At 60.3% G+C, this 26,565-nt stretch carries 25 protein-coding genes; 17 read left to right on the plus strand and 8 right to left on the minus strand.

Going from position 1 to position 26,565, the window contains the following annotated elements; genetic code table 11:
- Window positions 1–297: 297 nt before the first annotated feature.
- The gene (locus tag RGCCGE502_RS24560) at window positions 298–951 is read right to left on the minus strand and encodes a recombinase family protein (protein ID WP_016556906.1); all 654 of its coding nucleotides are present in this window, start codon (window positions 949–951) and stop codon (window positions 298–300) included.
- Between the two features lie 150 nt (window positions 952–1,101).
- Here RGCCGE502_RS24560 and RGCCGE502_RS24565 point away from each other — a divergent pair, with 150 nt between their 5' ends.
- From RGCCGE502_RS24565 to RGCCGE502_RS24575, 3 genes are all read left to right on the plus strand, one after another.
- A complete protein-coding gene (locus RGCCGE502_RS24565) occupies window positions 1,102–1,404 on the plus strand; it encodes a hypothetical protein (RefSeq protein ID WP_019280680.1) in 303 nt (100 codons plus the stop codon).
- Window positions 1,405–1,488: 84 nt separating this feature from the next.
- Window positions 1,489–3,420 (plus strand): adenylate/guanylate cyclase domain-containing protein, encoded by a 1,932-nt coding sequence (locus tag RGCCGE502_RS24570; RefSeq protein ID WP_016556908.1) that lies wholly within the window; start codon window positions 1,489–1,491, stop codon window positions 3,418–3,420.
- Window positions 3,421–3,474: 54 nt separating this feature from the next.
- On the plus strand, window positions 3,475–4,125 hold the full coding sequence (locus RGCCGE502_RS24575) for an MFS transporter (RefSeq protein ID WP_016556909.1): 651 nt from the start codon (window positions 3,475–3,477) through the stop codon (window positions 4,123–4,125).
- 378 nt (window positions 4,126–4,503) lie between these two features.
- Here the strand turns inward: RGCCGE502_RS24575 and RGCCGE502_RS24580 are convergent, their stop codons facing one another.
- A complete protein-coding gene (locus RGCCGE502_RS24580) occupies window positions 4,504–6,447 on the minus strand; it encodes an adenylate/guanylate cyclase domain-containing protein (RefSeq protein ID WP_016556910.1) in 1,944 nt (647 codons plus the stop codon).
- Window positions 6,448–6,449: 2 nt separating this feature from the next.
- Window positions 6,450–7,124, minus strand: coding sequence for a VIT1/CCC1 transporter family protein (locus RGCCGE502_RS24585; protein WP_016556911.1), 675 nt, complete (start codon window positions 7,122–7,124; stop codon window positions 6,450–6,452).
- 100 nt (window positions 7,125–7,224) lie between these two features.
- On the opposite strand from RGCCGE502_RS24585, the gene RGCCGE502_RS24590 reads away from it, so the two are divergent.
- Window positions 7,225–7,482, plus strand: a complete 258-nt coding sequence (locus RGCCGE502_RS24590) for a hypothetical protein (RefSeq protein WP_016556912.1) — start codon at window positions 7,225–7,227, stop codon at window positions 7,480–7,482.
- 141 nt (window positions 7,483–7,623) lie between these two features.
- Here the strand turns inward: RGCCGE502_RS24590 and RGCCGE502_RS24595 are convergent, their stop codons facing one another.
- Window positions 7,624–8,088 carry a hypothetical protein gene (locus RGCCGE502_RS24595; RefSeq protein WP_028758707.1) on the minus strand — a complete coding sequence of 155 codons (465 nt, stop codon included), beginning with the start codon at window positions 8,086–8,088 and terminating at the stop codon, window positions 7,624–7,626.
- 192 nt (window positions 8,089–8,280) lie between these two features.
- Between RGCCGE502_RS24595 and RGCCGE502_RS24600 the strand changes: the two genes are divergently transcribed.
- The 11 genes from RGCCGE502_RS24600 (at window position 8,281) to RGCCGE502_RS24650 (ending at window position 18,581) form a co-directional block, all read left to right on the plus strand.
- Window positions 8,281–9,291 (plus strand): LacI family DNA-binding transcriptional regulator, encoded by a 1,011-nt coding sequence (locus tag RGCCGE502_RS24600; RefSeq protein WP_016556914.1) that lies wholly within the window; start codon window positions 8,281–8,283, stop codon window positions 9,289–9,291.
- A 37-nt stretch (window positions 9,292–9,328) separates the two neighbouring features.
- Window positions 9,329–10,621 (plus strand): ABC transporter substrate-binding protein, encoded by a 1,293-nt coding sequence (locus tag RGCCGE502_RS24605; RefSeq protein ID WP_016556915.1) that lies wholly within the window; start codon window positions 9,329–9,331, stop codon window positions 10,619–10,621.
- Window positions 10,622–10,693: 72 nt separating this feature from the next.
- Window positions 10,694–11,626 carry a carbohydrate ABC transporter permease gene (locus RGCCGE502_RS24610; RefSeq protein ID WP_016556916.1) on the plus strand — a complete coding sequence of 311 codons (933 nt, stop codon included), beginning with the start codon at window positions 10,694–10,696 and terminating at the stop codon, window positions 11,624–11,626.
- Window positions 11,619–12,512 carry a carbohydrate ABC transporter permease gene (locus RGCCGE502_RS24615; protein ID WP_016556917.1) on the plus strand — a complete coding sequence of 298 codons (894 nt, stop codon included), beginning with the start codon at window positions 11,619–11,621 and terminating at the stop codon, window positions 12,510–12,512. Before RGCCGE502_RS24610 ends, RGCCGE502_RS24615 begins: the two co-directional genes overlap by 8 nt.
- Before the next feature lie 3 nt (window positions 12,513–12,515).
- Entirely contained in the window at window positions 12,516–14,228 is a 1,713-nt protein-coding gene (locus RGCCGE502_RS24620; RefSeq protein WP_040675637.1) for a GH32 C-terminal domain-containing protein, read from the plus strand.
- A gap of 18 nt (window positions 14,229–14,246) precedes the next feature.
- On the plus strand, window positions 14,247–15,311 hold the full coding sequence (locus tag RGCCGE502_RS24625) for an ABC transporter ATP-binding protein (protein WP_016556919.1): 1,065 nt from the start codon (window positions 14,247–14,249) through the stop codon (window positions 15,309–15,311).
- A 227-nt stretch (window positions 15,312–15,538) separates the two neighbouring features.
- Entirely contained in the window at window positions 15,539–15,736 is a 198-nt protein-coding gene (locus tag RGCCGE502_RS24630; protein ID WP_016556920.1) for a hypothetical protein, read from the plus strand.
- A gap of 59 nt (window positions 15,737–15,795) precedes the next feature.
- Window positions 15,796–16,440, plus strand: coding sequence for an alpha/beta hydrolase family protein (locus RGCCGE502_RS24635; protein WP_016556921.1), 645 nt, complete (start codon window positions 15,796–15,798; stop codon window positions 16,438–16,440).
- A gap of 109 nt (window positions 16,441–16,549) precedes the next feature.
- On the plus strand, window positions 16,550–17,512 hold the full coding sequence (locus tag RGCCGE502_RS24640) for an ABC transporter substrate-binding protein (protein WP_019280684.1): 963 nt from the start codon (window positions 16,550–16,552) through the stop codon (window positions 17,510–17,512).
- Window positions 17,509–18,195, plus strand: coding sequence for a L,D-transpeptidase (locus RGCCGE502_RS24645; protein ID WP_016556923.1), 687 nt, complete (start codon window positions 17,509–17,511; stop codon window positions 18,193–18,195). The genes RGCCGE502_RS24640 and RGCCGE502_RS24645 overlap by 4 nt, the downstream gene beginning before the upstream one ends.
- A gap of 53 nt (window positions 18,196–18,248) precedes the next feature.
- Window positions 18,249–18,581 (plus strand): hypothetical protein, encoded by a 333-nt coding sequence (locus tag RGCCGE502_RS24650; protein ID WP_019280685.1) that lies wholly within the window; start codon window positions 18,249–18,251, stop codon window positions 18,579–18,581.
- A gap of 37 nt (window positions 18,582–18,618) precedes the next feature.
- On the opposite strand, the gene RGCCGE502_RS24655 is transcribed toward RGCCGE502_RS24650, so the two are convergent.
- The 4 genes from RGCCGE502_RS24655 to RGCCGE502_RS24670 all read right to left on the minus strand — a co-directional run bounded on the left by RGCCGE502_RS24655 (window position 18,619) and on the right by RGCCGE502_RS24670 (window position 24,120).
- Window positions 18,619–20,862: a glycoside hydrolase family 2 protein gene (locus RGCCGE502_RS24655; protein ID WP_016556925.1), complete on the minus strand. Its 2,244-nt coding sequence runs from the start codon at window positions 20,860–20,862 to the stop codon at window positions 18,619–18,621.
- A gap of 148 nt (window positions 20,863–21,010) precedes the next feature.
- Entirely contained in the window at window positions 21,011–21,922 is a 912-nt protein-coding gene (locus RGCCGE502_RS24660) for an SMP-30/gluconolactonase/LRE family protein (RefSeq protein ID WP_016556926.1), read from the minus strand.
- A gap of 103 nt (window positions 21,923–22,025) precedes the next feature.
- Window positions 22,026–22,847, minus strand: coding sequence for an SDR family oxidoreductase (locus tag RGCCGE502_RS24665; protein WP_016556927.1), 822 nt, complete (start codon window positions 22,845–22,847; stop codon window positions 22,026–22,028).
- 85 nt (window positions 22,848–22,932) lie between these two features.
- Window positions 22,933–24,120 (minus strand): phytanoyl-CoA dioxygenase family protein, encoded by a 1,188-nt coding sequence (locus RGCCGE502_RS24670; RefSeq protein ID WP_016556928.1) that lies wholly within the window; start codon window positions 24,118–24,120, stop codon window positions 22,933–22,935.
- Between the two features lie 94 nt (window positions 24,121–24,214).
- On the opposite strand from RGCCGE502_RS24670, the gene RGCCGE502_RS24675 reads away from it, so the two are divergent.
- Both RGCCGE502_RS24675 and RGCCGE502_RS24680 read left to right on the plus strand, forming a co-directional pair.
- Window positions 24,215–25,237 (plus strand): LacI family DNA-binding transcriptional regulator, encoded by a 1,023-nt coding sequence (locus RGCCGE502_RS24675; RefSeq protein WP_016556929.1) that lies wholly within the window; start codon window positions 24,215–24,217, stop codon window positions 25,235–25,237.
- Between the two features lie 62 nt (window positions 25,238–25,299).
- Entirely contained in the window at window positions 25,300–26,517 is a 1,218-nt protein-coding gene (locus tag RGCCGE502_RS24680; protein WP_016556930.1) for an adenylate/guanylate cyclase domain-containing protein, read from the plus strand.
- Window positions 26,518–26,565: the final 48 nt, after the last annotated feature.

Consider the following 26,565-nt stretch of genomic DNA (forward strand, 5'->3'; position numbering starts at 1 on the left):
GCTTGAGTGCCTCGAACTGCTTCTCCATGATCGTCGCTGCCTCCATCGCCGCAAGTATGGAAGCGATCCGGCCGTGCACTTCGAGTGATGCTGGCTAGTGGGCCTGGGGTCTTGCCGATGACCACCTTCTGGATGAACTGGCGCACGGTGTTGATGAAGGTTGTTTCGTTTCCGTGTCGGCGTGCTCGCGCATGTAATAGAAGGTGGAGTTGATGATCAATTCGACGGCTTCTGGGCTCACCTCCGCCTTCAGCTTCTTGATCTTCTCCCCGAAATCTTCCTCCGTCGGTGCCCGCTTCAGCAGTCCCTCGAGCCCGGCACGGCGTCCCTCAAGCTTGTCGAGCAGATCGTCGAGGGCGGCGAGGCGAGGGCGGCCTTCGGAGGCGCGGTCGCTGATCTGCTGGATGATCTGGCGCTGCTCCTGTTGCGCAGGATGGTCTTCTGGTTGGAACAGCAGGCGCCACCGAGCCCGTCGATTGGCAGCTTTCTCTTGTGGTTCGAGCAGCCGTAGCGTTCCTTGGCCATGATGGCGTAGGAGCCGCCGCACTCGGCGCATTCCAGCATGCCGCTCAGCAGATAGCTTGGCCGGTGTGTCCTGTTCAGCCGGTTGGTCGTTGTCCGGGAAAAGTTCTCGAGTGTTGTCAGTTGTCGTTCCTTCACGCGCGCCCAGAGCTCGTCACTGACGATGCGCATGGACGGAACCTCCGTTACGACCCATTCGCGCTTGTCGTTGAGGTGGGCGGTGCGGCGTTCCGTCTCCGGGTTCTTACGGTAGTTCTGCTTGTTCCAGATCATCCGGCCGACATAGAGCTCGTTGTGGAGGATGCCGGCCTGCCGCTTGCCGTCGCCACGGATCGTGTCGTCGCGCCAGTACTGTTCCTGCGGCGCCGGAACGCGGCGATTAGTGAGGTTCTGAGCGATTGTCGTCCCAGGCGTCGGCAGCGTTTCCACCCGTTTCCGGGCGGCGCCAGCTATGAGTTTCCGCTGCAGATGGTCGTTCCTCTGTCGATGTGACAAATCTCACACATGATGCATCGCTCAAGGCGCATCATCCTCAGATTGCCGTGATTGATAGCATATCCATGGGGGCCGAGAGCAGTGTTGCTCGCTCCAGACGTGTTTCAAGCGAAGGTTCTCTTTGCTCGCCGTATGATGGCCATTCACCCAACCTGTCGGGGCTTGCTCGCCCCCGATGCCAATCCATCGCCAACGCTGGACGAAGACATCAAAATTGAAGAGTTGCTGATTTTCCCGATCCGCCTTCGCGGGTCCGAAGAATGTTCGCCGATGCAAGAGCGGCACAAAGTCGGGCAGAAGTATTCGGTAACAGATTTCCGATTTACCGTAACGTACTTACTCGACGGCCCCGCGACATGGTTAGATGCGCTTATTGTGGCGCGTTAACGGCCAGGCCAAATGCGATGAAAGTGAAGTCGAGCGTGACCCGTCTTTGCCGACCGACCAAAGGTCTGGCGGAAGGGGGCGCAGTTGAGTAATTGGTCCAAGCCGCTGAGAGTGCATCTCAGCGTCGTTATCGTAGGCCTGTTGATCTGTATCTCAACGCCGCTGATGTGGATGGCCTACGAGCAGGGGCGGGCGACAGCGTTGGCAGCAGGCGAAACCCAGATGCGCCAACTGGGGCTTCGCGTTGTGGAAAACTACCAGAACGTCTTTGGTGACGGCTACTCGGCGGCGGCCACGGCATCCGTCTTGCCGCAGATGCTGACGCCACCTTCTCGGGACTTCGACGCCAAGCGTGACTATCTGCTGAAAGTACTTCAGAGTGCTGACTATATCGACGGCATCTATGCGGGCTACCCGGATGGAAGTTTCATCCAGGCTGTAAATGTCGCCGCCAATCTCGCCTGGCGTGAGGTCTTGTCGGCTCCAGAAGAGACGGCCTTCGCAATCCGCGTCATCGATAAGTCACCCGCTGAACAGTCAGCCCGATGGCACTTCCTCGGAGCAAACGGCGTCCAGATCGAACAACGAAACGATCCCGGCGACCCCTACGACCCGAGAACCCGCTCATGGTATCAGACCGCTCGCGATACCCGTCAACAGGTCTCCGTCGGACCCTACGTGACGGCGACGACCAAATCCCTGAGCCTCACACTCGCCGTACCGATGACCAGGGATCACGAGACAGTCGCGGGAGTTGACGTCTTACTTCAGACGATCAGCCGCCTGCTCAACAAGGAGGCCATATCGGAGAACGCGCGCGGCTACGTATTCGACGGTCGCGGGCGACTGATCGTACACTCCGATGCCGCTGTCATGGCAAGGATACTGCAGACGTTGTCTCGAGGCGATTCCGGAGACGCCTCCGTCCCTGACGACGCCGACCCGGCGATCGTCCCGATCCGCGCACTGCTTTCGGCTCACAAGGGGACCGGTGGGGGCATCGTGCCGTTCAATGTGAACGGCATTAGCTACGTGGCACAGATTTCCCCCGTCGAATTCTCAGGTCTTCTAAAGGGAAACGCTGTCGTCATCGCGGCGCCTTTAGCTGACTTGGTAGGCCCAACAGACCGGCTCCTCTTCAAGAATCTAATGATTGCGGCTGCATTCGTGGCGGTGGGCATCGCCGCCGCAATCGTCATGGCGCGACTGATCAGCAAGTCGTTATTCGCCCTGGCGGACGAGGCACGAAGCATCGGAGACCTGAAATTCGAGGGACGCCGGCTTCCACATTCGTGGATTGCCGAAATCAACATTCTTGCGCGTACGCTTGAAGCGGCCCGGAATACCATCGCGACATTCTCCCTGTATGTGCCCCGAGAACTTGTCCGAAGGATCGTGACATCAGGGCAGGCGGCCATCGGGCTGGCCGGACGGCAGGAGATCACAGTCCTCTTCACCGACATTCAGGACTTCACCACGATCTCCGAACAGCATTCGCCGGAAGAGGTCGTTGAGTTGCTCTCGACATACTTTGAACTTCTGAACGAAACCGTCGAACAACACGACGGGACGATCGTCCAGTATCTCGGGGATTCGATCTTTGGGATGTGGAACGCCCCCACGCGTGACGAGCACCACGTAGCAAAGGCCTGTCGCTGCGCGCTGGCGATGAAGCAGGCGATCGACGGAATGAATTCCGCGAACCGCCAGGCTGGCCGTCCGCAACTCGTCACCCGGTTCGGCCTGCACACCGGTCAGGCCGTCGTCGGCAGCGTGGGCGCGAAGGCGCGGCGGCAGTATACGGCCATGGGTGACACCGTAAACGTTGGTTCGCGCCTCGAAGGAATGAACAAGGAGTTCGGCACGTCCGTCCTGGCGAGCGGCGCTGTTCGGGCCGCCGTCTCCGAACTCTTCGAGTTCCGAGCCTTGGGCACAGCTCGAGCTAAGGGCCGGATGGAAGAACTCCTGGTGTACGAGCTGGTCGGCAGTAGTCGGATGCCGTCGTCGCCCTGCTGATGGTGATTCTGACCCTTTTGGGTACGCCACGCGAAAGCATCAACCGCGCGCTTCTTGCCAAGGCCGACTGGGGCGGCATGCTGCTGTTCGGCCCGGGGCCTGGCGCTGATCTATGCCGGCCTCGACCAGGGCAAAAGACTGGACTGGTTCGGTTCCGGTACCGTTACCGCCCTGCTTGCCGGCGGCGCAGCGCTTGTCGTCTGCTTCCTTATCAACGAGGCGGTCGTCGCCGAGCCATGGGCAAGCCCGACCGTGCTGATGTCGCGCAACGTCCTCCTAGGGGTGGCGACGCTCATCACCTACATGATCACCAATCTCTCCAACACCATGCTGGTGCCGACCTTCCTGACCGCTGTCGCCGGGCTTCGGCCCGAACAGATGGGCAGCCTGCTCCTCGTGTATACGGCGTTGCCGATCTGCGTCGTCGTGCTGGTCGCGATCTATCTCCTGCGCCGGATCGACGCCCGGTTTGTCATGATCCTCGGGCTGACGAGCTTTGCTATCGCAGCCTGGATGGGAACCCGCGTCACCGGGGCGTGGTCGCTGGACGACTTCATCCCGATCGCGCTGGCGCAGGCCCTCGGCCAGCGTCTGACCTTCTGGGGCGCTATCGCCGGGCTATTGCTGGTTAGCCTCATGCGTTCTGCACCTCCGGGACCTCTGACACCAAACGGGACGCAAGCTGGGAGCAATGGAGCGCATTGATGTTTTATCATGTTGTCTCGGGCCACGGTTGCGAGACAGCAGTATGCACACGCCGACCATCGGTCATCTCTCGCGTGCAGCGGTCCGGCTGCAGACCTAAGACAACTGGAAAATGTGCCGGATTCGAGCCGCGAACGTCGTCGCTTGTTTATCGCGCGACAGAGGTTCCGTCGATTGGAGCCGCTCTGCCTGCAGGCGGCGCGACAGGATCGCCCGAGTTCGTCGGCAGGTTCCGGGCGGTCATGCATAAGAGCGGCAAGGCGTTCCTGCGTGATTTCATAGGCGACCACGAATGTGAGTGCCTTCACGCTTCCGGGCGGAGCCGCACCTCGCGATCAAGGTGCCCACGGGAAAGACGCAGGCAAAGACCGAGCTGCGTCACCCGCGAAGCTCGTAAAGCTCGGTTTGACCTCTACGGCCCCTGACGCTGACAGCGCCGATAAACGCGAAGCTGAAATTTGTTTCGACCGCGTCGCGGATCGCGCTGCTTACCAGGATCGAGGTTCCGTAGTCCCGGTTCAGGCCCTCCAGGCGCGAGGCGATGTTAACAGTATCGCCGATGGCGGTATATTGCCGGCGGCTTTCGGCTCCGACGCTACCGACGACGGCCGGGCCGGTGTGCAGGCCGAAGCGGGTGATGAGTTCGGGGCGACCGTCGGCGCGATTGGAAGCATTCATCGTGTCGATCGCCGCTTTCATCGCCAGGGCGCAACGGCAGGCGTTTTCGACGTGCCGGCCGTCGCGGATGGGCGCATTCCACATCGCGAAAATGGAGTCGCCGATATATTGCACGATCGTGCCGCCGTGGTGCTCGACGATCACATTGAGTGCTTCGAAATAGGTGGAAAGCAACGCAACGACGTCTTCAGGCGAATGTTGCTCGGAGATCGTCGTGAACTCGCGGATGTCGGTGAAGAGGACGGTGATCTCCTGCCTGGAGGCCGAGCCTACGGCTGATTGGCCGGCAATAACGATCCTGCGAACGAGTTCGCGCGGAACATAGAGCGCAAACGTCCGAATGGCATCACGGGCGGAGCCCAGCGCCGTTGCCAGGGCGTTAACCTCTGAGATCCAGGAGCGTGCGACGCGACTCTTTCTAAATTCCAGATTGCCCAATTGCCTCGCCTCGTCGGCCAATGCATAGAGTGACCGGCTGATCAATCGGGAGATGATGATCGCGGCGATCGCACCAGCCGCCAGGAAGGCCGCCGCGGCAGCAAGGTTTCGTCTCAGCGTACGCTCGACCGGCCCGACGAGATCGTCGAGTGGCGCGGCGATGATGACCGTATAGTCTTTCAGCAAGCTGGCTACTTCGGCATGGAAGCCTTGGGCGAGATATTCACGACCGTTCACTGCAAAGCGCACGACTTCGCCGTCCGCCACACCACCGCCGTGCGCCATGTTCGTGACCGCTGGGATGGCGGAATCCATCGTTGCTACGTCCGCAGCCGTCAGCGTCCGGCCGCGTCGAAGCTGATCGCGCAGCTTTGTCATGACCGCACTGTCGGAATGCACGATCAGACGGCCCGTATCATCGAATACATAGGCATGCGCATGTTCCGAGACCGTGCCGACATCGACGACTTCCCCGAGCGTCACGAGCATCACGTCGGCACCGATGACGATGCGATTCCTGCCCGCCGCAGGTTTGGCCAAGGTTAGGGTCAAATAATTGGTCGCGGCTGAAATGTAGGGACCGACCGAGGTTGTGCGCCCCTCTGAAAGCGGGACGGTGTACCAAGGCCGGAACCGTGGGTCGAAGACATCGTCACGATCGGCGCGCCGCGTGAGAAGGCGGGCGTCTTTGTCGAAGAACGTCCATGTTGTCACCGGGATGCCGAGGACCTTGGTGATGGTGCGAATGGTGAATGCGGCGCCGGCCGGCGCATTCAACGTGTCGCGCCAAGCCGGATTTGCACCAATATCGATTGCCTGTACGTAGGTCCCGTCCGGATATCCGATGTGGACCGCGTCTATCCGGAAGGACGACTTCAGCAGTTGCAGCAGGAGGTTGCGCTTCGCTGGCAGGTCCCGGGGAGGCGGCGTAAGCATTTGCGGGACTGCCGAGGCCGTCTCGATGGCGGCATATCCGCTGCTGAAAACATTGCGATAATCCTCGATGGTACGAAGGCCGAGCTGACGCATTTGCGCTTCACCCGCGGACAGGGCGGTTACCTTACCTTGCGTATAGGCCATCCAAACGAGCGGCAGTGCCGTGCAGGCCAGTAGCCCGACAATAATGACGCTGAGATGCAAGCGCAGGGGAAATGCCCAGCCCAATGGCGTCCTCGTCTCCATCTCGGGCCTGTCGCGGTGTTCCATTCCTAACCCCCAAGAGCGATCGCGATGCCGACCAGCCCGAGGCCGAGGCACGTCATCGTTATGCCTGCGTTGAGCGGTCTCGCGTCCGAAAAATGCGCCCAAGCACAGCCTGTCAGGAAGAGCAGTCCAATCAGCAGGAAATTGCTGGCTCTCAGTGCAAGGTCCGCGTTGCCGATCATGAAAAAAGGAATAACCGCTGGGAGTGAGGTCGCCGATACCAGCAGAAAGACAATGAAGGCGGCGAGAAGGTCGTCCTTGGACAGGCGAAGCTTGGCAGGGCTTCCGCGCCGTGCGAGGTCGAGCATGGCTTTGTAGAGCGCCTCTTCATCCGCAGCCACAGAGACAAGCGGTCCGTCGTCGAGCGGAAATTCCTTCCTGAGCGCGGAGATCGCATCCTGCTCGCTTCTGGCGGACCTGATCTGTCGAAGAACGCGCCCGCGCCGGCTCTTGTAGAACACCGTGCCCAAGACAAACAGCACTGCGTCGATGATGCCCCATGCCACATTGCAGCCGATCGTCCCGACAATCAGTTCCCGAACGTCAAGGCCCTCTTGGGTGAAGATGAGTCGCGAGCCGACCGTGAATGTCAGCGCCATAATCAGTCCGAAGAGGACTTCACCGAGAGCATCGCCCGGGTCAATTACCTCAGTGATGTGGGGTCTGCCGAATGCCACCACTTGCCAGATCCTCCCGGTTGCTGGTTCCAAATGGAACGATCCGACCTTTCAATGATTACGTATGCAGACTCTAGAATGCGATAAGGACCGGAGGCAATCGATGAGCCGTGAGCGCGGGCGCAAGAAACTGATGCTGAGGATCCCCGAGATCCGTCATTTTCTCGCCTCCTCAGCAAGCGAGACACTGAGTGATCTCTTCGAATCGTACGATCTTGCAGCCGATAGCCTCGAACGCTTCCGTACGGCAAGCCCGACGGATGAACGGCGGGTCCTCGAGTATGAGGGACTCTGTCGCGAGATCGAGGCGGAAGTGGTGGTGTACTGCGACGAACGATACGGGAAGCAGATGCGCTTGTGACATGCCGCGATGGCCCTCGTTGCCCGAACGGGGGCTTACAGTACAACATGTCCGACCGAAACGCCCGTCCCGAGGGCCAGGACTTTCGATAGATCTGCCGATGCGCTATCCATCCGGTATCTCAGGACCCCACCCGCCCCGTCACTCGACAGGCGGCTCCCAGGTCAGGAAGAAGCCGACGTCGCCGGGCATGCCTCCCGGGAAATTGATGATCGCAGCTTTCAGGCCGTAACCCTGTGGCTTCGCGACCTGTTCGAACAGATCGTAGAGTTCTTTGGCTTTGCCCTGCAGGGTATTCTGCCAGCCGGGAAGGTTGTTGTTGATGCCGCGACCGCTGTCCGAGCAGAGGCTGGACGGGAAGCTGTAAATCATTGCTTCGTATTTTCCGTCCGCGGCCGCCTTGGTCACCAGGCGCTTGATGATCGCACGCTCATTTTCGCCAACGTGCTTCTGGAAGAAGTCCTCGAGGAACTCTGAGTGTTTCTTCGCTTCGCGCGCCTTGATCTTTTCGTCGCGTTCCATCTCCGCGAGCTGAAGCTCAAGAGCACGCTTGCGCAGATCTTCAGCGCTGGTCATTGGTTGAGGGGTGGTCTCGCTTGCAGTCATCGCCATGTCCTCCAAGTTTTCCAAAGGATAAAATGACTATGGGCGCTTAGGCAGTAAGATACGCGTCGCGTGCGGTAGTATACGGTATATTACGCGGCGGGCCACAGGTTCGCGATCACAGCAATCGATTCCAATGCCATCTTCATGCTTGACAAAGCGGCGTGGTAATTCTATTGGGTAAACGATAACCCAATGGAGGATGGGGTGACGGTATCGCTTTCAGACATAGCGGAACGGGCGGGAGTCTCGATCAAGACTGTCTCCGGCGCCCTGCATGGCGGTTCCGCCCGCATGTCGGAAGAGACGCGCTCGAGGATCAAGCTGATCGCCGACGAACTCGGCTATGTCACCAACCTTGCTGCCAGAGGCATGCGGCAGGGGTGGCTGCCGTTGATCGGCGTCGTTGCCGATGAACTCATTACGTCACCCTTTGCCACCGAGATCATCCGCGGCCTGGATGGTGCTGCCCGGACGGCGGAAATGGCCGTCTTTGCAATGAACCTCAACGGTACCCGCGACGTTGGCTCGGTTCTGGAGGAAGTTCGTCGCTTTCGCCCCCGCGCCATCGCTTATGCGGCGATGTACCACAAGACTGTGGCGCTGCCGGAAGAACTGGTCGGAAATGTCGGCATCATGATCAACTGTAGCGAAGCCAACGGTCGAGTGACCTCGCTGGTGCCTGACGAAGAGGGGGCTGCCGTGGAGATCACGCGTCACCTCGTCGCCGCCGGGCGTCGCCGCATTGCCTTCATCAATCTTCCGGGCCTTCTCGCCGGCGAATTGCGCGAGCGAGGCTTTCGGAAGGCACTCGATGAAGCAGGCCTTGCCCCGATCGGCGTGATGCCGGCTGTTCGTCGCCCTGTTTATAGTGATCGCGCGCCCAGCCTGGTCGCAACACATGTTGCAGCACTCATGAGTGCGGGCACGCGCCCGGACGCCATTATCTGCGGTAACGATCGTGTCGCCATGGAGGTGTATTCCGCGCTGCGGCGCGCGGGTGCGCGCATTCCCGATGATGTCGCCGTGGGGAGTTTCGACAATCAGGTCGAGATCGCCACGCGGCTCGATCCGCCGCTGACGACGATGGCCCTTCCGCATCGCGCTATGGGTCGGCTCGCAGCGGAAATACTGCTCAGTGATGACGCGCCGCCGCCCGAGACGCGACGGCTGCCGTTCCAACTTATCGATCGATCTTCCATTTGAAATCAAGACAGCGTCCCACTCAAGGAGGAGAACTAAAATGGGTAAACGTTTACTTTCAGTGCTTCTGGCATCGGCTTCTCTTGCCGTCACCGCTGGTCTGGCAGAAGCCAAGACCGTCATTCACATGATGCACCAGGGCGATCCGGGCTGGGTGAAAACCTACGGTGATGTTGCGAAGCGGTTCGAGGAAGCCAATCCGGATGTCGACGTCGAGCTCATCTACGCGCCGCACGATGCCTACAATGAGAAGTTCAGCGCGGCTGTGATGGCCAAGCAATTGCCCGACATCATGGAACTCGATGCGCCGTTTCTTGCCAATTATGTTTGGTCGGGATACCTGCAACCGATCAAGCCATTGATAGAGAAAGATATTCTCGACGACATGACGCCGTCGAATGTCGCGCAGGGTACCTATCCGATCGACAAGGACCTCTATGCAGTCGGTCTGACCGACTCCTCGGTGGTGCTCTATGGCAACAAGAAGTACCTCGAGGCGATCGGCGCGCGCATTCCGAAGTCCGTCGATGATGCCTGGACGAAAGAAGAATTCGAAGGCTACCTGGAAAAGCTCTCCAAGCTCGACGGTGTCAAATGGCCGATCGACACGTTTCGTGGCTATGGCATCAAGACAGAGTGGATCACCTATGCCTATGGGCCGCTTCTCGACTCGGCAGGTTGCGACCTGATCGACCGGACATCCTGGAAGGCGACGGGTACGCTCGACAGCGAGGCCTGTGTCAATGCCATGACGATGATGCAGGCATGGGTCAAGAACGGCTGGGTCGTTCCGGGCTCTTCAGGCACAAACCAGTTCTACGCCGATGGCAAGCCGGCGGCATTGGCGCTCGGCGGTCACTGGTTCTACGCAGAGGCGGCCGCAGCGATGAAGGACGATATCGTCGTCATGCCGCTGCCGAAGCTCGGGGACAAAGGGGTCAGCCCGAACGGGACCTGGATCTGGGGTATCACGAAGTCATCAGAGCATCCCGACGTTGCCGGCAAGTTCCTGAGCTTCCTTCTGAAGGACAAAGCCTACCGTGAGTTTGCCAAGGAGAATTCCGGCTTCCCGGGGTTGAAGAGCTTTGCCGCCGACTCGCCGGTCTACGCCCCGGGTGGGCCGATGGCGGTTGCCTTCGAACAGGCGTCGAAGACGGCTGTCGCTCGTCCTCCGCATCCCGCTTATCCGACGATCACATCTGCCTTCATGCAGGCCGTCGACAAGGTCTTCAATGGCGGTGACGCCAAGGAAGCGCTGTCGGAAGCCGCGCAGAAGATCGACGAGGACATCGAAGACAACGCCGGCTACCCGCCCTTCGACGCACAGCAGTAAGCCCCTTGCCGCCGGGTGGTCCCTGTAAGGCAGCCTGGCGGCAATGCCCTTAGTTTTCAGGAGGAGGAGATCATGACTTTGCAACAATCGCCCGTCGCCGGGCGGCTCCGCCCCGGCGGGCGGCGGGATCCGCGCCGGCTGGCACAGGAAGCGCTAATGATTGCACCGGCGGTCCTGCTCCTCGCCTTCTTCTTGATCGCGCCGTTCCTGTTGTCGTTCTGGACGTCCATGACGAACCAGCCCCTGGTGCCGCGGCCGACGCCGGTTCGGTTCGTAGGATTGCTGAACTTCCAGCGTATCTTCAAAGATCCGTTGTTCTGGACCTCGTTGTGGAATGTGTCGCGCTTTACGTTCTGGGTCCTGCCGGTCCAGTGCGGCCTTGCATTCGCAACGGCGCTGCTGCTTCACCAGAAGATACCTGGGCGCAATCTCCTGCGCGGCATGTTCTTCCTGCCAGCGATCACCTCGATGGTCGTCGTCTGCGTGATCTGGGGTACGCTGTTCCAATATCCCAGTGGCCCGTTCAACCAGATCATTGGCTTTCTGTCCGGAGGTCGGATCCAGCCGATCGACTGGCTGGGGGATCCAAACTGGGCGATGTTCTCGATCGTGCTGCTTTCCGCCTGGCAGGCCTATGGCTTCCAAATGATCGTCTATCTTGCCGGACTTCAGGGCATCCCGGACGAACTCTACGATGCAGCCAAGATCGACGGCGCGAACGCGCTGGGACGCTTCTGGCATGTGACGATGCCGGGCCTGCGCCCAACCCATGTCTTCGTGCTCGTCATTACCACCATCCAGGCGTTCAAGCTCTATACCCAGGTCGCCATCCTCACCCAGGGCGGACCAAAGGGGAGCACCGAAACCGTCGTGCACTACATGGTGCGAGCCGGATTCGAGGAGCAGAAGCTCGGCTATGCTTCCGCCGTCTCCGTGATCCTGTTCGTCATCGTACTCGTAATCGCGCTCATCCAGCGCAAACTCTTGAGGCGCTTCGATGTCTGATCTCGTCATGACCCAAGCGACGCCAGTCGTGAAGCCCTGGGCTTCCGGCAAGGCCTCTCTCCACCTCGTCCAGGCCGTGTGCATCTTTATCATTGCGCTGGTGGTGATCTCACCGCTGTTCATGCTGCTGATCGCGAGCCTGAAGGACGACCGCTTCCAGATTCTGGCGGATATGGGTAGCTTCCGTGCCTTCTGGGTGTCCGATCCGACCCTCGCCAATTTCAAGGAAGTCGCGCACTTTTCCGGGGAACTCGCATTCGGCCGCTACCTCTTGAATTCGCTGCTGATCCTTGCGGTCACAGTCGGCGGCGGCCTCGTTGTCAATTCCATGGCCGGCTTCGTGCTGGCCTGGGGCTCGCTGCGCGGCAAAGCCGTGCTGCTCGCGCTGGTCGTCGCGCTCTACGTCATTCCGCAGGAGAGCATCATCATGCCGCTAGTCGTGATGGTTTCGCGGGCCGGGATGACCGACACGTTCGCGGTACAGATTCTTCCCTGGGTGGCGAGTCCTCTTTACATCTTCCTGTTCTACCAGTTCTTCGCGCAGCTCCCCAAGGAGCTCTATGAGGCGGCGGAGATCGATGGCGCTTCGGTTTTCCGTATCTATCGCTCGATCTATATGCCGCTCAGCCTGCCAGCGCTCGCCACCGTCTCGATCCTCATGGGGATCGAGAGCTGGAATCAGTATCTTTGGCCGACTCTTGTGACGCAGACCGACTATGCGCGTCCGATATCGGTGGCCATCGCCACTTTCTTTGGCCAGGACAGCATTTATTGGGACCGTGCCATGGCTGCCTCCGTTCTTATGATGATCCCGATCCTTGCTCTCTACCTCGCTTTCCAGCGCTGGTTCGTGAGTTCGTTCGTCGGCTCTGCCGTGAAAGGTTGATTGATGACAATCCAAACAGGAACTCTCTCGCTGTCTCGGGAGAATGTGAGTGCCTACCTCCACGCAGGGGACGTGATCCATATCTGGCTCAAGGCGCTCATTGCGGAGACTGAGGCTTCTGTCTCAGTCACCGTTGAAGACGTCGAGCTTGCCAGGGTGGCTTCCGCCAGGAGTGAAGAATTCGAGTTCCAGCACATCGTCGTGTCCGACGGCGGGAAGGTTGTCCTCAGCTATGAACCGTCCACCACGGCCGTTTCGGTGATCTACAGCTTCGATCCTGGGCGTGTTCTGGAAGAGGGGATTCGCGTGCTTCACTGCACGGCAGCTAATGCACCGCCTCAACTCCAATCCGGATATCATTTCCGTCCACCCTTCGGCTGGATGAACGACCCCAATGGTTTCGGCCGCTTCGGCGGAAAGGCACACCTTTTCTACCAGCATTACCCGCATCGCTCGCGGTGGAACACCATGCATTGGGGGCATGCCGTCTCGCAGGACTACCTGCACTGGACGCACCTTCCGATCTTCCTGTTTCCCGCGGCCGAACTCTCTATGCGCGATGATGGCCGCGGCGGAGCATTCTCCGGGTCGGCCATCCCGGTCGCAGCAGACGCCGGTGATGAGATCCGCGTCTTTTTCACCGAACAGGTGCGGGATCGGAAGCCAGAGGAGCAGATACAGCTTTCGGCCACCAGCGCGGACCAGATTTCTGCGGGCAATCCCTCGATTGCCCTGCCGGCGCGCCCGGAAGGACTGGGACTGACTTTGGATTTTCGCGATCCCTATGTGTTCAAGGGACCCGACGGCCTTTGGAAGATGTTGCTCGGCAGTCGTGACAGGTCCGGCGGCGTGATCCTCCTCTACGAAACATCTGATCACGATGCCGCCGGCGGATGGACCTTTGTCGGCGTCGTGCATCGTGAGGATCGCTTCGGCATGACGGCTGCAGAATGCCCATGCATACTGCCTCTCGGCGATGTCGCAAGCGATGAGACGCGTTGGGCTCTGATCTTCGGTCTGCTGACCAGCCGCGATCCGGCGACGGGGCGCCGTAACATGTCGTCCGTCACTGTCGGTCGGTTCGATGGTCGCGAATTCCAACCGGATTTTGAGCAGGAACTCGACTTCGGATCGGACGCCTACGCCTTCCAGGCCTTCATCGACCATGATGGACCTGTCGGCCTGGCCTGGCTGGCGAATTGGACGGACGTTTCTAAGAGCGTCGATTTTCCGACCGCCATGACGTTGCCGCGTCGCGTTCTCCTGGATGGAAGCGCGATCCTGACGCCGCCCCTAGAGGCTGTCGATGGCCTGCGCCACAAGCTGCTCGACGACACCAGTTTGCTGGCCGGCGAGGCCGTGGAGCTTGTGGACGGAGCTGCCGAAATTTTGCTCGATCTGACGCAAGCGGGAGCACCTTTCGAGCTCAGTCTCGACCATCCCGAAATTAGCCTCGGCGTGCGATTGGGCGAGGAAGGGTTGGAGATCCTCTTCGACGCCCGAACGGGAAAGCCGTCTCCCCGCTACCTGGCTGCCGGCGCCAAGCCGGCGCAGGTGCGGATCTTCATCGATACCGGCTCAATCGAAGTATTCGCGGATAATGGCCGATGGGTCGGGACGAAGCGTATTCCGAGCTTTGCGGCGGTACGATCGGCAACGATGAAGACCGGGACCGGCGGCGTCGCCGCCGCGCGCGTCTGGCAAATCAAGCTCTGAACGAGGGGAGGAAGAAACATGGCATCCGTCGCAATCCAACAGGTTCGCAAGCAGTATGGCGCCGTCCCCGTGATTCATGGCGTGTCCGTGGATATAGAGGATGGTGAGTTCGTCACGCTGGTCGGACCATCCGGCTGCGGCAAGTCGACCTTGCTGCGTATGCTTGCCGGACTGGAGGACATCAGCGGCGGAGAGATCCGCATCGGTGGGCGCGTCGTCAATGATGTGGCGCCGAAAGAACGCGACATCGCGATGGTTTTCCAGAGCTACGCGCTGTACCCGCACATGACGGTGGCGGAGAACATGGGGTTTGCGCTCAAGCTGCAAGGGCAGGACAAGGCGGCGATAGGTCGGAGAGTGCGGGAGGCTGCCGACATTCTGGCACTTGAGCCGCTGCTCGACCGCCTGCCGAAGCAACTTTCCGGCGGCCAGCGGCAACGCGTAGCGATGGGGCGTGCCATCGTGCGCCACCCGAAGGTCTTCCTGTTCGACGAACCTCTTTCAAACCTCGATGCCAAATTGCGAGTGACGATGCGCGCGGAGATCAAGGAACTGCATCAGCGGCTGAAAACGACAACCGTCTACGTCACCCACGATCAGATCGAGGCAATGACGATGGCTGACAAGATCGTCGTCATGCGCGCCGGGCAGATCGAGCAGGTCGGCAGACCGCTTGAACTCTACGATCGGCCAATCAACACTTTCGTTGCAACGTTCATCGGCTCGCCGGCGATGAACCTGTTTGAAGGCAGAGCCGTGAAACAGGAATTCTGTCTGGACCAGGGTGTTAAGCTTCCTATGCCGCGCTGCGAGATGCCGGCTGACGTTCACACCTACGGCATCCGACCGGAACATCTCACCATTGCCGAGCAGGGCGTCCCGGCGACGGTTGTGGTGGTGGAGCCGACGGGAGCAGAAACCCATGTAATCATTGAGATCGGGACGCAGACGGCAGCGATGGTGCTGCATGACCGGGTCGCGTTGCACCCCGGTGACCGGATACAGGTGGCGCCCAATCTGTCCAAGGCGCATCTCTTTTCGGTCGAAGGGAAAACGGCTCAACTGAGCACGATTTCGACCTAACGCATCGTGCTGCTCCGAGAGGCCGGCACGATCATGCTAGCAACAGCGATCTCATGGGAGGATTGGAGCAAGTGTGGCATAGACATTTGGCGTCCGGTGGAGGATCGGCGATGTATATATCATGTATTGATAATAAGACGAGCAGTCGCACCGCGCGGATTGTTGATACGTGGGGTTGGAACATTTAGCGCTGTCGCAGGTTGCTTCTGGAAATTAGGAGCGAAGCGATGCTGATCCTTGAAGAAATTCTCCTCGTTTCTGCCGATCGGGTGGCCTGCTGCCGTGGTCAACTAGAGTTGGATCTCGACCAGATGATCCTGCAACTCGAGCGGTCGGGATTCTCCCGCAAGGAGATTCTGGTCGCGATGAGCGAAATGATCAGCGAAGAATTTTCGGCACTTCCCGACATGCCGAAATTTCACTGACAGCGTCTGTTTCTTCCACCAAGATGGTGGTGCCTCGCTCATTGCGCTATGACATCGCAATGAGCGAAAACTTCCTGATCACTGGCCCGGACAATCCTGCAGCGACGATCCTGCTTGCACATGGCGCTGGTGCGCCTATGGACTCCAAGTCCATGACCGCCGCCGCCGAAGCTCTCGCCACGGTCGGGTTCCGGATTGCCCGCTTCGAATTCGCCTACATGGCCGCGCGCCGGACGTCCGATGCTCGAAAACCACCGCCGAAAGCGGAAACGTTGATTCCGGAATACAGGGACACGGTAAGGGCGCTTGCGAGCTCCGGACCGCTCATTATTGGCGGCAAGTCCATGGGTGGGCGAGTGGCGAGCATGGTTGCCGACGACCTGTACGCGGAAGGCGCGATCTGTGGATTGTTGTGCCTTGGCTATCCTTTTCATCCGCCCGGCAAGCCGCAGCAACTGCGCACGGCGCACCTCAAAAATCTGCGCACGCCAACGCTCATTTGCCAAGGGACGCGCGACGAATTCGGAACTCGTGAAGAGGTTTCGACCTATCCGCTTTCCCCGGCAATATCAATCCTTTGGCTTGAAGACGGCGATCACGATCTTGCGCCGAGGAAGAAAATTTCGGGCTTCTCTGTCGCCGATCATCTCGCCACCATGGCCGCCCGCACCAGCGCTTGGGCAGACGAAAACTGCCTTCGGTAGGGTCAAACGTGAACGTCAACTCGACTTGACGGATGTAAGCGCTTTATGCATGTTCGCCTGCAAGATGTGACGTGCATTTCTACCTTTCTCGCATGTTTTGGGGGCAGGCATGACGAAGTGCGTAGCATGTTCAGGGCTCTTTTCATCTGTTTTCGCCGCAGCGCTCGCAGTGAGCAGTGCAGCCTTCGGTGCCGATCTGGTGATCGCGATGCCGAACTGGCCCTCGGGGCAGGCGACGGCGAATATCCTCAAGGTCAGTATTGCGAAGGAGTTCGGGCTTAGTGCCGATGTGCAGGAGCTCGGAACGCTGCTTGCCTTCAACGGCATGGAGAAAGGCACCGTCGACATACAGCCGGAGGTCTGGCAGCCCAATCTCGAGAACGTCATCAAGACCTTCGTCACCGAGAAGGGCGCCGTGGTTCTTGCCAAGCATGGCGTGCCGGCATGGCAGGGCATCTGCGCGACGCCCGCCGCCGCCGAAAAGGGCCTGAAGTCGATCACCGACCTCAGCGATCCGGAAAAGACGAAGATTCTCGACACTGATGGTGATGGCAAGGGCGAGATGTGGCTTGGCGCACCGGCATGGGCCTCGACGGGGATCGAGCGCGTCCGAGCGAACACCTACGGCTATGCCAAGGACATGACGTTGGTCGAATCGGAAGAGGAAGTCGCGCTGGCGGGACTGGACATCGCCATCGCCACGAACCAGCCGCTGGTCTTTGCCTGCTACGCACCCCACTTCATCTTTGACCTGCACAAGATCGTGCGCCTGGCGGAGCCGCCGCACGATGCCAGCAAATGGCAGCTGGTTGGCGCCAACGATCCGCTTTGGATTACCAAGTCGACGGCATCGACAGCCTGGGACACCGCCAATTTCCGCATTGGCTACGCGGCCGCTTTCGCAAAGAAACACCCTGACATCGCGTCGTTCCTGGAAAAGGTCGACTTCACGCCAGAAGAGGCGACGGCGATGAGCTACGCACTCGAAGTCGACCGCGTGTCGCCGCACGACTACGCGACAAAGTGGGTTGCAGACAATGCAAAGCGCGTGGATGGGTGGGCAGGCAAATGAGGACGCGCAACGGACTCTCGAAAGCGAAAAAAGCTCGCAAGCTGGCGGTGGCTCTGATTGCAGCGGGCGTGTGCATTGGCCCTCTCGCCGCCTGGGCGCAGACGCAAATCTATGATTCCAAAACACACACCTGGGTGAACTACGACAAGAAGAAAGCACGCCAGTACTACGCCCGCAACAACCAGGCGCCGGAAGCATTCCGGATGCAGACAGTGACTTTCCGAACGGCAGAGCCGCCGGGGACGATCATCATCGATGGCAACCAGCATTTTCTTTACCTTGTCCAGCCGGGCGGGCAGGCAATCCGTTACGGTATCGGCGTCGGGCGCGAAGGTTTCGGGTGGGCGGGGATCGTTCGTGTCGGCCGCACCGCCGAGTGGCCGGTCTGGACACCACCCGCTGAAATGGTGGCGCGCGACCCGAATGCTGCAAAATGGGCGGCCGGCATGCCCGGTGGGCCGGAGAATCCCTTGGGCGCCAGGGCGCTCTATCTCTACGAAGGCGATCAGGACACGATCTATCGCATCCATGGAACCGCTGAGCCCTGGACGATCGGCCTTGATGTGTCTTCCGGCTGCATCCGCATGAACAATAACGACATCGTCGACCTCGCGTCGCGCATCAAGATCGGCGCCAAGGTCATCGTGCTGATGCAGGGGGCCGCGCTCTACAAGGGCGTCTGAGAATGGGGACGGCGCCGCGCCGGAAATAGACAATCTAGTCGGGGGACAGGATTTTGTTGCAGAACACCGCGAGGGGAATTTCGATCGGTCGGCTGATGGCCGCAATGACGAGTGCGGCGCTACTTGGCGCCTGCACACCGACGCCGCCGGCGCCTGAAAGCATGGCACGCACCACGCTGCAGACGGCACCGGCGGATCTGCAGCTGCTCTGCGCCAATTCCGCTGCCGGGGTTGCCGGTCCGAACGCCAAGGTACTGCCCACGGCCTCTCGGCAATTGCCTGACGGGACCTTCGGCGTCGATCTCGATGCCGGCGGCAAGAAGTTCTCGTGTGTCGTTGACAACAATGGCACCGTCCGGTCGGTGCAGCCGGCGCAGTCTGGCTGATGGCACGCCCGCGAGATCGGGCGTGCCGGCAATATCCTCAAACGGCAGTCAGTTCGATCTTGACCGCGGGGAAACGGCTGGAGTTCGCCTGTACGCCGATCGTACCTGTCAATCCGGTTGCCTCCAACCAGAAGCCGGCAGTGCCGCCCTGTAGCGGAATCGATGCCGGTCCGACGATCCTTGCCGGTCCATCGACCTGCACGGTGACATTGTCATTCATGAAGGGCAGGCGCTGTCCCATCTGATCGAGCGTGCGGATGATGACGCGAGTCGCATCGCGTTCGCGGGCCTTCAGCGTCGTGCTGTCGGCGACGACCTGCAGCGTTGTTGGCAGCGGATCGGCCGCGAGGGTCATGCTTGCGACGGGTTCGCCGGCAATGTAGCCGGTGAATTCGCCATCGATCCATTCAAGCCCCCAGGTGCCAAGCTCATCAGCCGTGAAATGACGATGATCGAGGACGATAGGCGGGTGTGGCAGATACGGGTAGTTCTCGCGGTCCGGGCCGATCCTCTTCGTCAGCGAACCGTACCGCAATTCGATCTCGTCGCAGTTGGTCAGAATGATCAACGGCAGAACGCCGCCGATATTGCGCTCACCGCGCGCCCAGAAGGTGACCGGCTTCATGACGACCTCGTCAGATGGATCGCATTGGCTGGCATAGACATAGGCAGCAAACTTCGGTTCGCGGAACATGTCCATGACGCCGTGGTAGCAGATGCGGTCGCCGGAGCCGAAGTCCTTGTGGGTGTTGTAGTCGAACATGCACCAGCCGATCGCACCCGCGATATCAGGATCACCATAGGCCGCGTTCAACACCTCGAGATGCCGGCGTACGTGCTCGGCCTGCCGTGCCTCCTGGTCGTAGATCTTGGTGGGATACATGTGGCCACCGAACTCGGTGATCATGTAAGGCACCTTATACGACAGGCCGGTGGATTCCTGCTGCGGGCGAAGCGCTGTGCGCGGGCGGTTATTGCCGGGCAGCTCCTCGTTGCCGAGGATGAAGTCGTTCATCGTATAGACGTCTTCCAGAAGTTCGCTGTCCGTTATGTAGCGGACGCCGCCGGTCTGTCGCGTATGGTCGAGCTCCCGGGCAAGTCGGTTCGTCTCGACATAGAAGTCGTGACTATCCTGTGACTCGTTGATGCGAACGCCCCAGATGATGATCGAGGGATGGTTCCAGTCGCGTTCGATCATGCGACGGACGTTGCGGATCGATTCCTGCTGCCACTCCTCGTCGCCGATATGCTGCCAGCCCGGAATTTCCTCGAAGACCAGAAGACCGATGCGATCGCACCGATCGAGGAACCACTTCGATTGCGGATAGTGCGAGGTGCGGACGATGTTGCACTTCAGCACCGATTTCATGATGTCCGCGTCGCGCTCCTGGGCGGATCTGCCCGCGGCATAGCCGACATAGGGGAAAGCCTGGTGGCGGTTGAGACCACGCAGCTTCAGCGGACGGCCGTTCAGAAGAAAACCTTCGGTCGTGAACTCGGCGGTGCGGAAGCCGAAGTTCGACGAGACCCGGTCGGACCCATGGCTTGTCTTCAATTCGACGGTGATTTCGTAGAGTGCCGGGTCGTCGATGTCCCAGAGCGATATGCCGGTCAGGCCGTCGAAAACGAGCGTAGGATTTTCGCCGGTCGTTTCTGCGGACACGGTGGCGAGCACGCGCCCATCTCCATCCTTCAGCGATGCCGATACGGAGCCCAGGAAGGTGAGCTGTTGCGGATTGGCAAGATCGATACGCACGCTTGCCGACTTTTCCTCCGCCTGCACGTTGTGGGTTTCGATCTTCAGGTTGGCAACCGAGATAGGGTCCGTGACCTTTAGCCAGACGTCCCGATAGATGCCGGCATAGGTGAGGTAGTCGATACGACCGCCGAAGGGCGGAATCGCGGGGTTTTCGCTCCCGTCGATCTTTACGGTGACCAGATTGTCGCCGATGACCAGCCTGCCGGTGAGGCGGGCCTCGAATGGCGTGTAGCCATCCTTGTGGGCGATGATTTCGTCGCCGTTGAGATAAACGACGGCATCGGCCATGGCGGCGTCGAAGACCAGCGAAACCTCGCGACCCTCGAACTCCGGCATCCAGCGCAGGATCTTTTGATAGGTGAATGCCCGCTGGTAGCTTTTCTCGTCGAAGTAGTTGAAAGGCAGCTCAACGGCCGTATGCGGCAGGCTGACGGTCGCCGCGCCGTCGAAGCCCTCGAGCAGACGCTGGCCGAAGCCCTCATGGAAACTCCAACTCTCGTTGAAAGAAACGACGGAACGCATATCAGGCTCCCATGGAAAAAGCGTTGCGAACGGATTGGCGCCGTTGAAGGGCGCAGGAAAATTCAAGCATCGGTGGGTCTTTCCGCGTGGAGATGCCTAGCTTGCTAGGCACCGCTGACGTCCTGGTTCGATGGCGCGTGGTGCTATCCTATGGATACTGGGCGCCGTTGGTGGTGGTGTAAATCGAATAGAGCGATTGGGTGGCGGTGATGAAGAGGCGGTTCTTTTTCACGCCGCCGAAGGCGATGTTTGAGACCGTCTGCGGCACCTTGATCTTGCCGAGCAGTGTACCGTCGGGCGCGAAGCAGTGAACGCCATCGGCAGCACTGGTCCAGAGGTTGCCGCTGACATCGAAACGGAAACCATCCGGCACGCCGCTGTCGATCGAGCAAAAATACCGGCTGTTCGTGAGCCTTTTGCCATCGACGATGTCGAAAACGCGAATGTGGCGGGGAACCTCGTGGTTACGGGAACCAGAATCGGCAATGTAGAGCTGCTTTTCATCAGGCGAAAAGGCGAGGCCGTTGGGTTGAATGAAATCGGTGGCGACGGCCTCGATCTCCCCCGTCGGAGCGTCGATGCGGTAGACATTGCGGGTCTCCTGTTCGGGCTCGGCCTTGTGACCTTCATAGTCGGACATGATGCCGTAGCTCGGATCGGTGAACCAGATCGAACCGTCCGACTTGACGACGACGTCGTTCGGAGAGTTCAGGCGCTTGCCGCCATAGCTGTCGGCCAGGACAGTGATGCGGCCGTCGAATTCGGTACGGGTGACGCGCCGGCCGCCATGCTCGCAGGAGATCAGCCGGCCCTGGCGGTCGCGGGTGTTGCCGTTGACGTAATTGGACGGTGAGCGGAAAACCGTGACACTGCCATCGGGCACCCAACGCATCATCCGTTCATTGGGGATGTCGCTCCAGATCAGGCAATTCAGGTCCGAGAACCAGACGGGGCCTTCTGCCCAGCGGCAACCGCTATAGAGTTCCTCCAGCCGGGCGCTGCCTGCAATCAAGCCACTGAAGCGATCGTCACGGACGTCATAGAGCGCATCTTCCGACACAGGCCAGCTCCTCCCAAAGCGATGTGATGACGCTCTTCGTAAACGTAAACGGTGATGTGTTCCAGAGCCGGGCGCCGGCAAAGGCGTCCGGCTTCGCATTTTTTCAGAGGGCTGTGTCCGGATGCGGCGAACCGTCATAGGCACCCCAGATCGATTGGTCGAAGCAGATCATCGATCCGGTCATGAGGCCGGATTCCGCCGAGGAAAGATAGGCGCAGGCGCGTGCCACTTCCTCGGGATCGACGAGGCGACCGAACGGCTGGCTGGCCGCCGCTTTTTCGAGCCAGTCCGCCGGTGCTCCGTGGAATTCCCGCTGAATGCGATCCTCACCCTCGGATGCCATCCAGCCGATGTTGAGGCCATTGACGCGGATGCGGTTGCGAAGAAGCGCGTAGGCGGTGTTCTTCGTGAGGGTTTCCAAGGCGCCCTTGGAGGCGCAATAGGCGGCGATGAAGGGCTGCCCTGCCTTGGCCGACATGGAGCCGATATTGACGATGGTGCCCTCGATCTTCTCGCGCCGCATTACCTTCACCGTTTCCTGCATCAGAAAGAACGGCGCGCGGACGTTGATGGCGAACATGGCGTCGAAGAGTTCCGGGCTGGTATCGAGGATGGTGCCGCGGTCGGTGATGGCGGCGGCGTTCACCAGCGCATCGACGCGGCCAAACGTCTGGTCGCAGACATGAACGACGTTTTTCGCATCCTCGACCTTGCCAAGATCGGCCTTCACGTAAACGACCTTGACTCCGGTGGCGGCGGCGATCTCGTCGGCTTTCGCCTTACCCTTCTGCTCGTTGCGCCCGCAAATGACGAGGCCTTTGGCCCCGCGCTCGGCAAAGAGGCGGGCGATTGTCGCGCCAAGCCCTTGCGTACCGCCTGTTACGATCGCGATTTTGCCGTCGAGGCGGCTGTGGTCTGTTGTCATGCACTCCTCCTTTGAATGATGGTCAGTATGCCGAAAGCTCCCGACACCATGGGCGCCGGGAGCTAATTGTGTTGATGTGGATGCGTCAGCTCAGTCGCCGCTCGCTCTGTTGCGCCAGTGCCGATGTGAACCTTGCGTCGTCCCAATTCTCCTGCAGCGCCTCGTGCATCAGCTGCGCTTGCGTCTTTGGCGCAAGACCTCCAAGCGGTGGGTCGCGGTCGAGGTTGGTCGGGAACGAGTAGCCCTCGGCGCAAGCAGCAACCGCGTTGCCGACCTCGGCTCCGGACAGTTTCCCCCTCAGCGACTTCAATGCCGGGAACAGTTTTGCGCTCATGCGCTCGCGGTTCACGGTTTCCATTGCGCGACCGAATGCGGAAGAGACCTGCAGCAGATTGGCGACGCGCTTGATGTCGGTCGAGTGGTTCGTGCCGGCTGCGTGGAAGAGGGCCGGATTGAAGAACACCACGTCTCCCTTTTCAAGCGGCAGCTGGACATGATGCGTCTCGAAGTAGTCTTTGAACTCCTGACGTTTCAGCGCGAGGTAGCCGGGCTCATAGGTCTGGCTGTGCGGCAGGAAGAGGGTAGGGCCGCTTTCGAGTGGCATGTCGCAATGAGCGACCGCGCCCTGCAGCGTCAACACCGGCGAGAGCCTGTGCACGTGCGCAGGGAACTGCTCGATCACCTTGGAGGACTGGAAGCCGAGATGGTAGTCGCGGTGCGCGGATTGTGCCGCGCCACCCGGATTGACCCGGTTGACCTGGGCGGTCATCTGGTAGCTCGGGCCGAGCCAGGCCTCGCTCGCGATCGCGACGATTGGATTTGCATAGTATTCTGCGAAATTCTCGGGATCGGCGAGGCAGTGCTTTTCCAGCGAGTTCCAGATGCGGTCATTGGCGCCTGGCTTGGCAAAGTGATCGCCGCCGCCGGTTGCGGTCCGATGCTGCTCCTCGATGATCTCGTCGAATATTGCGCTGGCACGGTCGATGATACCGGTATCCTTATAAGCGCGCTTGAAAACCACAACACCCGGACCTTCGCCAAAGGCTTCGCAGATCTCGGCGAGAACGGCTCTCCGGTCTTCGGGGCTGGCGATCGCGGTAATGACCTTGGCACTGTCATAGATCAGAATGTTCTTCTCGACGGCGTCAGCTGTCGGATAGTCGGCCAGAACCGTCGTCTTCTCGGCAAGCTTGCGAAAGTCGGCGAGATCGCAGGAATCCTCGGTCAGCCAGACGCGATCGGCGCGCAGTTTCTGTAGGTTGTCGGTTTTCATCAGGTGCTCCTCCCGTTCCGATGAGGGCACTATACGCCGCGGACTGGCGTGTTATAGATCAGGAACCCATCAAAAAACCATCAAGACGGTCTGCGTGGCACATCGGTTTCTCGTCAAGGATATCGCCTTCCAAGCCGGGCTGAGCACCGCGACTGTGGACCGCGTTCTCAACGGCAGGAGCGGCGTCAGGCATCAGACGACGATGCGGGTGCAGGCTGCGATCGCGGAGCTCGAAAAGCAGCAGATCGGTGGAGAGGTGAGCGGAAGGAAGCTCGCCATCGACGTCGTCATGGAAACGCCAGAACGCTTCAGCACGGCCGTTCGCGATGCTTTCGAAGCGGAGGTCGCCACGTTCCTGCCAACGGTTTTTCGGTGCCGCTTCCATTTTGCTGAGGTGATGAAGCAGGCTGAACTGGTGCAACTGCTCGACCGGATCCGGCTGCGCGGCACCAACGGCATCGTCTTGAAGGCCCCGGATGTTCCTGAGGTCGCCGCTGCCGTTTCCAGGGCAACGGATGCTGGAATTCCGGTGGTCACGCTGGTGACGGACCTGCCAAATTCGTCGCGCAGCGCTTACGCCGGGGCCGACAACCGCGCAGCCGGAGAGACGGCCGCTTATCTCATCGGCGAGCATTTTGACAAAGCGCCGGGGCGCGTCCTCGTTACGCTATCCAGCGGGCGGTTTCGCGGCGAGGAAGAGCGGGAGATCGGCTTTCGTCGTGTTCTGCGTGAACGCTATCCGCTCATCTCGGTAACCGAAATCAGCGAAGGGCATGGCACGGACGTGGCGACGGGCACGCTGGCGGCTCGAGCAATCGCGGCAGATCCGGCGATCAACGCTGTCTATTCCATCGGCGGCGGAAACAGGGCGGTGCTTGCGGCCTTCGAGGCGGCGCAACGGCCGGTCAGGATCTTCGTCGCACATGATCTCGACGCCGACAATCGCGCACTGCTCACAGCTCGCAAGATCAGCTTCGTGCTGCACCATGATCTGCGCACGGATGCCCGCTCGGCCTTTCGCGCCGTGATGAGCCGCTCGGCGAGGGGCGGAATTGCGGCTCGCGCATTGTCGTCGGTGGAAATTGTCACACCTTACAACATGCCTGCCATGGGTTGAGGTTTGCCTTTCCCTTGTCGGCGAAATCGCGATACAGCTTTCGCACGAGCGAGGGAAACAGCATGGAATACAGTGATGTAGGGACCGTTGCGGCCTGGTTGACCGAGCAGGGGCTGAAGGGTGCCTCGGAAGCCGAACTGCTGATCGGGTTTTGTGAGGCCTGCCGTGAGCGCGGCCTGCCACTTGATCGCGGCATGGCCCTGATGGACACGCTTCATCCCGTGCACGAAGGCAGGGCGTTTCGCTGGGATAGCCGCGAGGAGATCGAAGCCGAATTCGAGTATGGCCCCTCCAGCGATGGCGCGGCGCTGGAGAGTTGGCAGCGATCCGCCTTCTACTATCTTTGGGCCGGCGAAGAAAACGAGGTCAGACGGCGTATCGGCTTTGGCGATCCGACCGACTTCGTCATGCTCGAATCGATGCTCCAGCAGGGCCACACCGACTTCGTCGCGATGGTCCATCGGTTCGAGAAGGCGGGCACAATTGGCGAGATGGACTGCTTCTTCTCTCACTTCGCAACGCGCAGTCCCGAGGGGTTCTCAGACCACGACCTTATCATCCTGCGGAAGCTGGTGCCGGTCCTGGCGCTTGCGATCAAATGCATCGCGCTGGCGCGGATCGCGCGCACTATCGCCGAGGTATATCTCGGCGACGATGCTGCGCGGCAGGTGCTGGAAGGCAAGATCACGCGTGGTAAGTCGGAACGAATCTCCGCGGCCCTGTGGTTCTCGGATCTTCTGAACTACACCAAGATATCTGACAGCGCACCGCCTGAAGAGATTCTGCCGATGCTGAATGCCTACAGCGATGTGGTCATTTCCGCGATACACGAGGCAGGCGGCGATGTGTTGAAGCTGATCGGCGATGGGGTACTGGCGATCTTTAAGGCCGACCAGCCCGCCGAGGCCTGCGCCGCCTCGCTGCAAGCAGAGCGATTGCTGCGGCAGAAGCTGAAGGCGTTGAACGAGGAGCGGGCGGAGGAAGGGCGCCCGACGACGGAGGTCTATATCGGCCTGCACATCGGCGATGTCTTCTACGGCAACATCGGCAGTCGCGAGCGGCTGGACTTCACCGTCATCGGACCGGCCGTCAACGAGGTCAGCCGGATTGCCTCGATGTGCCGATCGGTCGATCTCAACGTGCTGATGTCGTCGGAGTTTGCGGCGACGATCCCGGAAGGCGATCGCGGGGCCCTGGCCTGCATCGGCCGTTACGCACTTCGTGGCGTCAAGCGCGCGCAGGAGCTCTATACGCTCGACACCGCGCGGATCGAGATCTGACAGCTTCCTGCCTGCTTCTCGCTCGAAGAAATTTCACGGCGTTGTCGC

Source organism: Rhizobium grahamii CCGE 502, from assembly GCF_000298315.2.
Lineage (GTDB): Bacteria > Pseudomonadota > Alphaproteobacteria > Rhizobiales > Rhizobiaceae > Rhizobium > Rhizobium grahamii.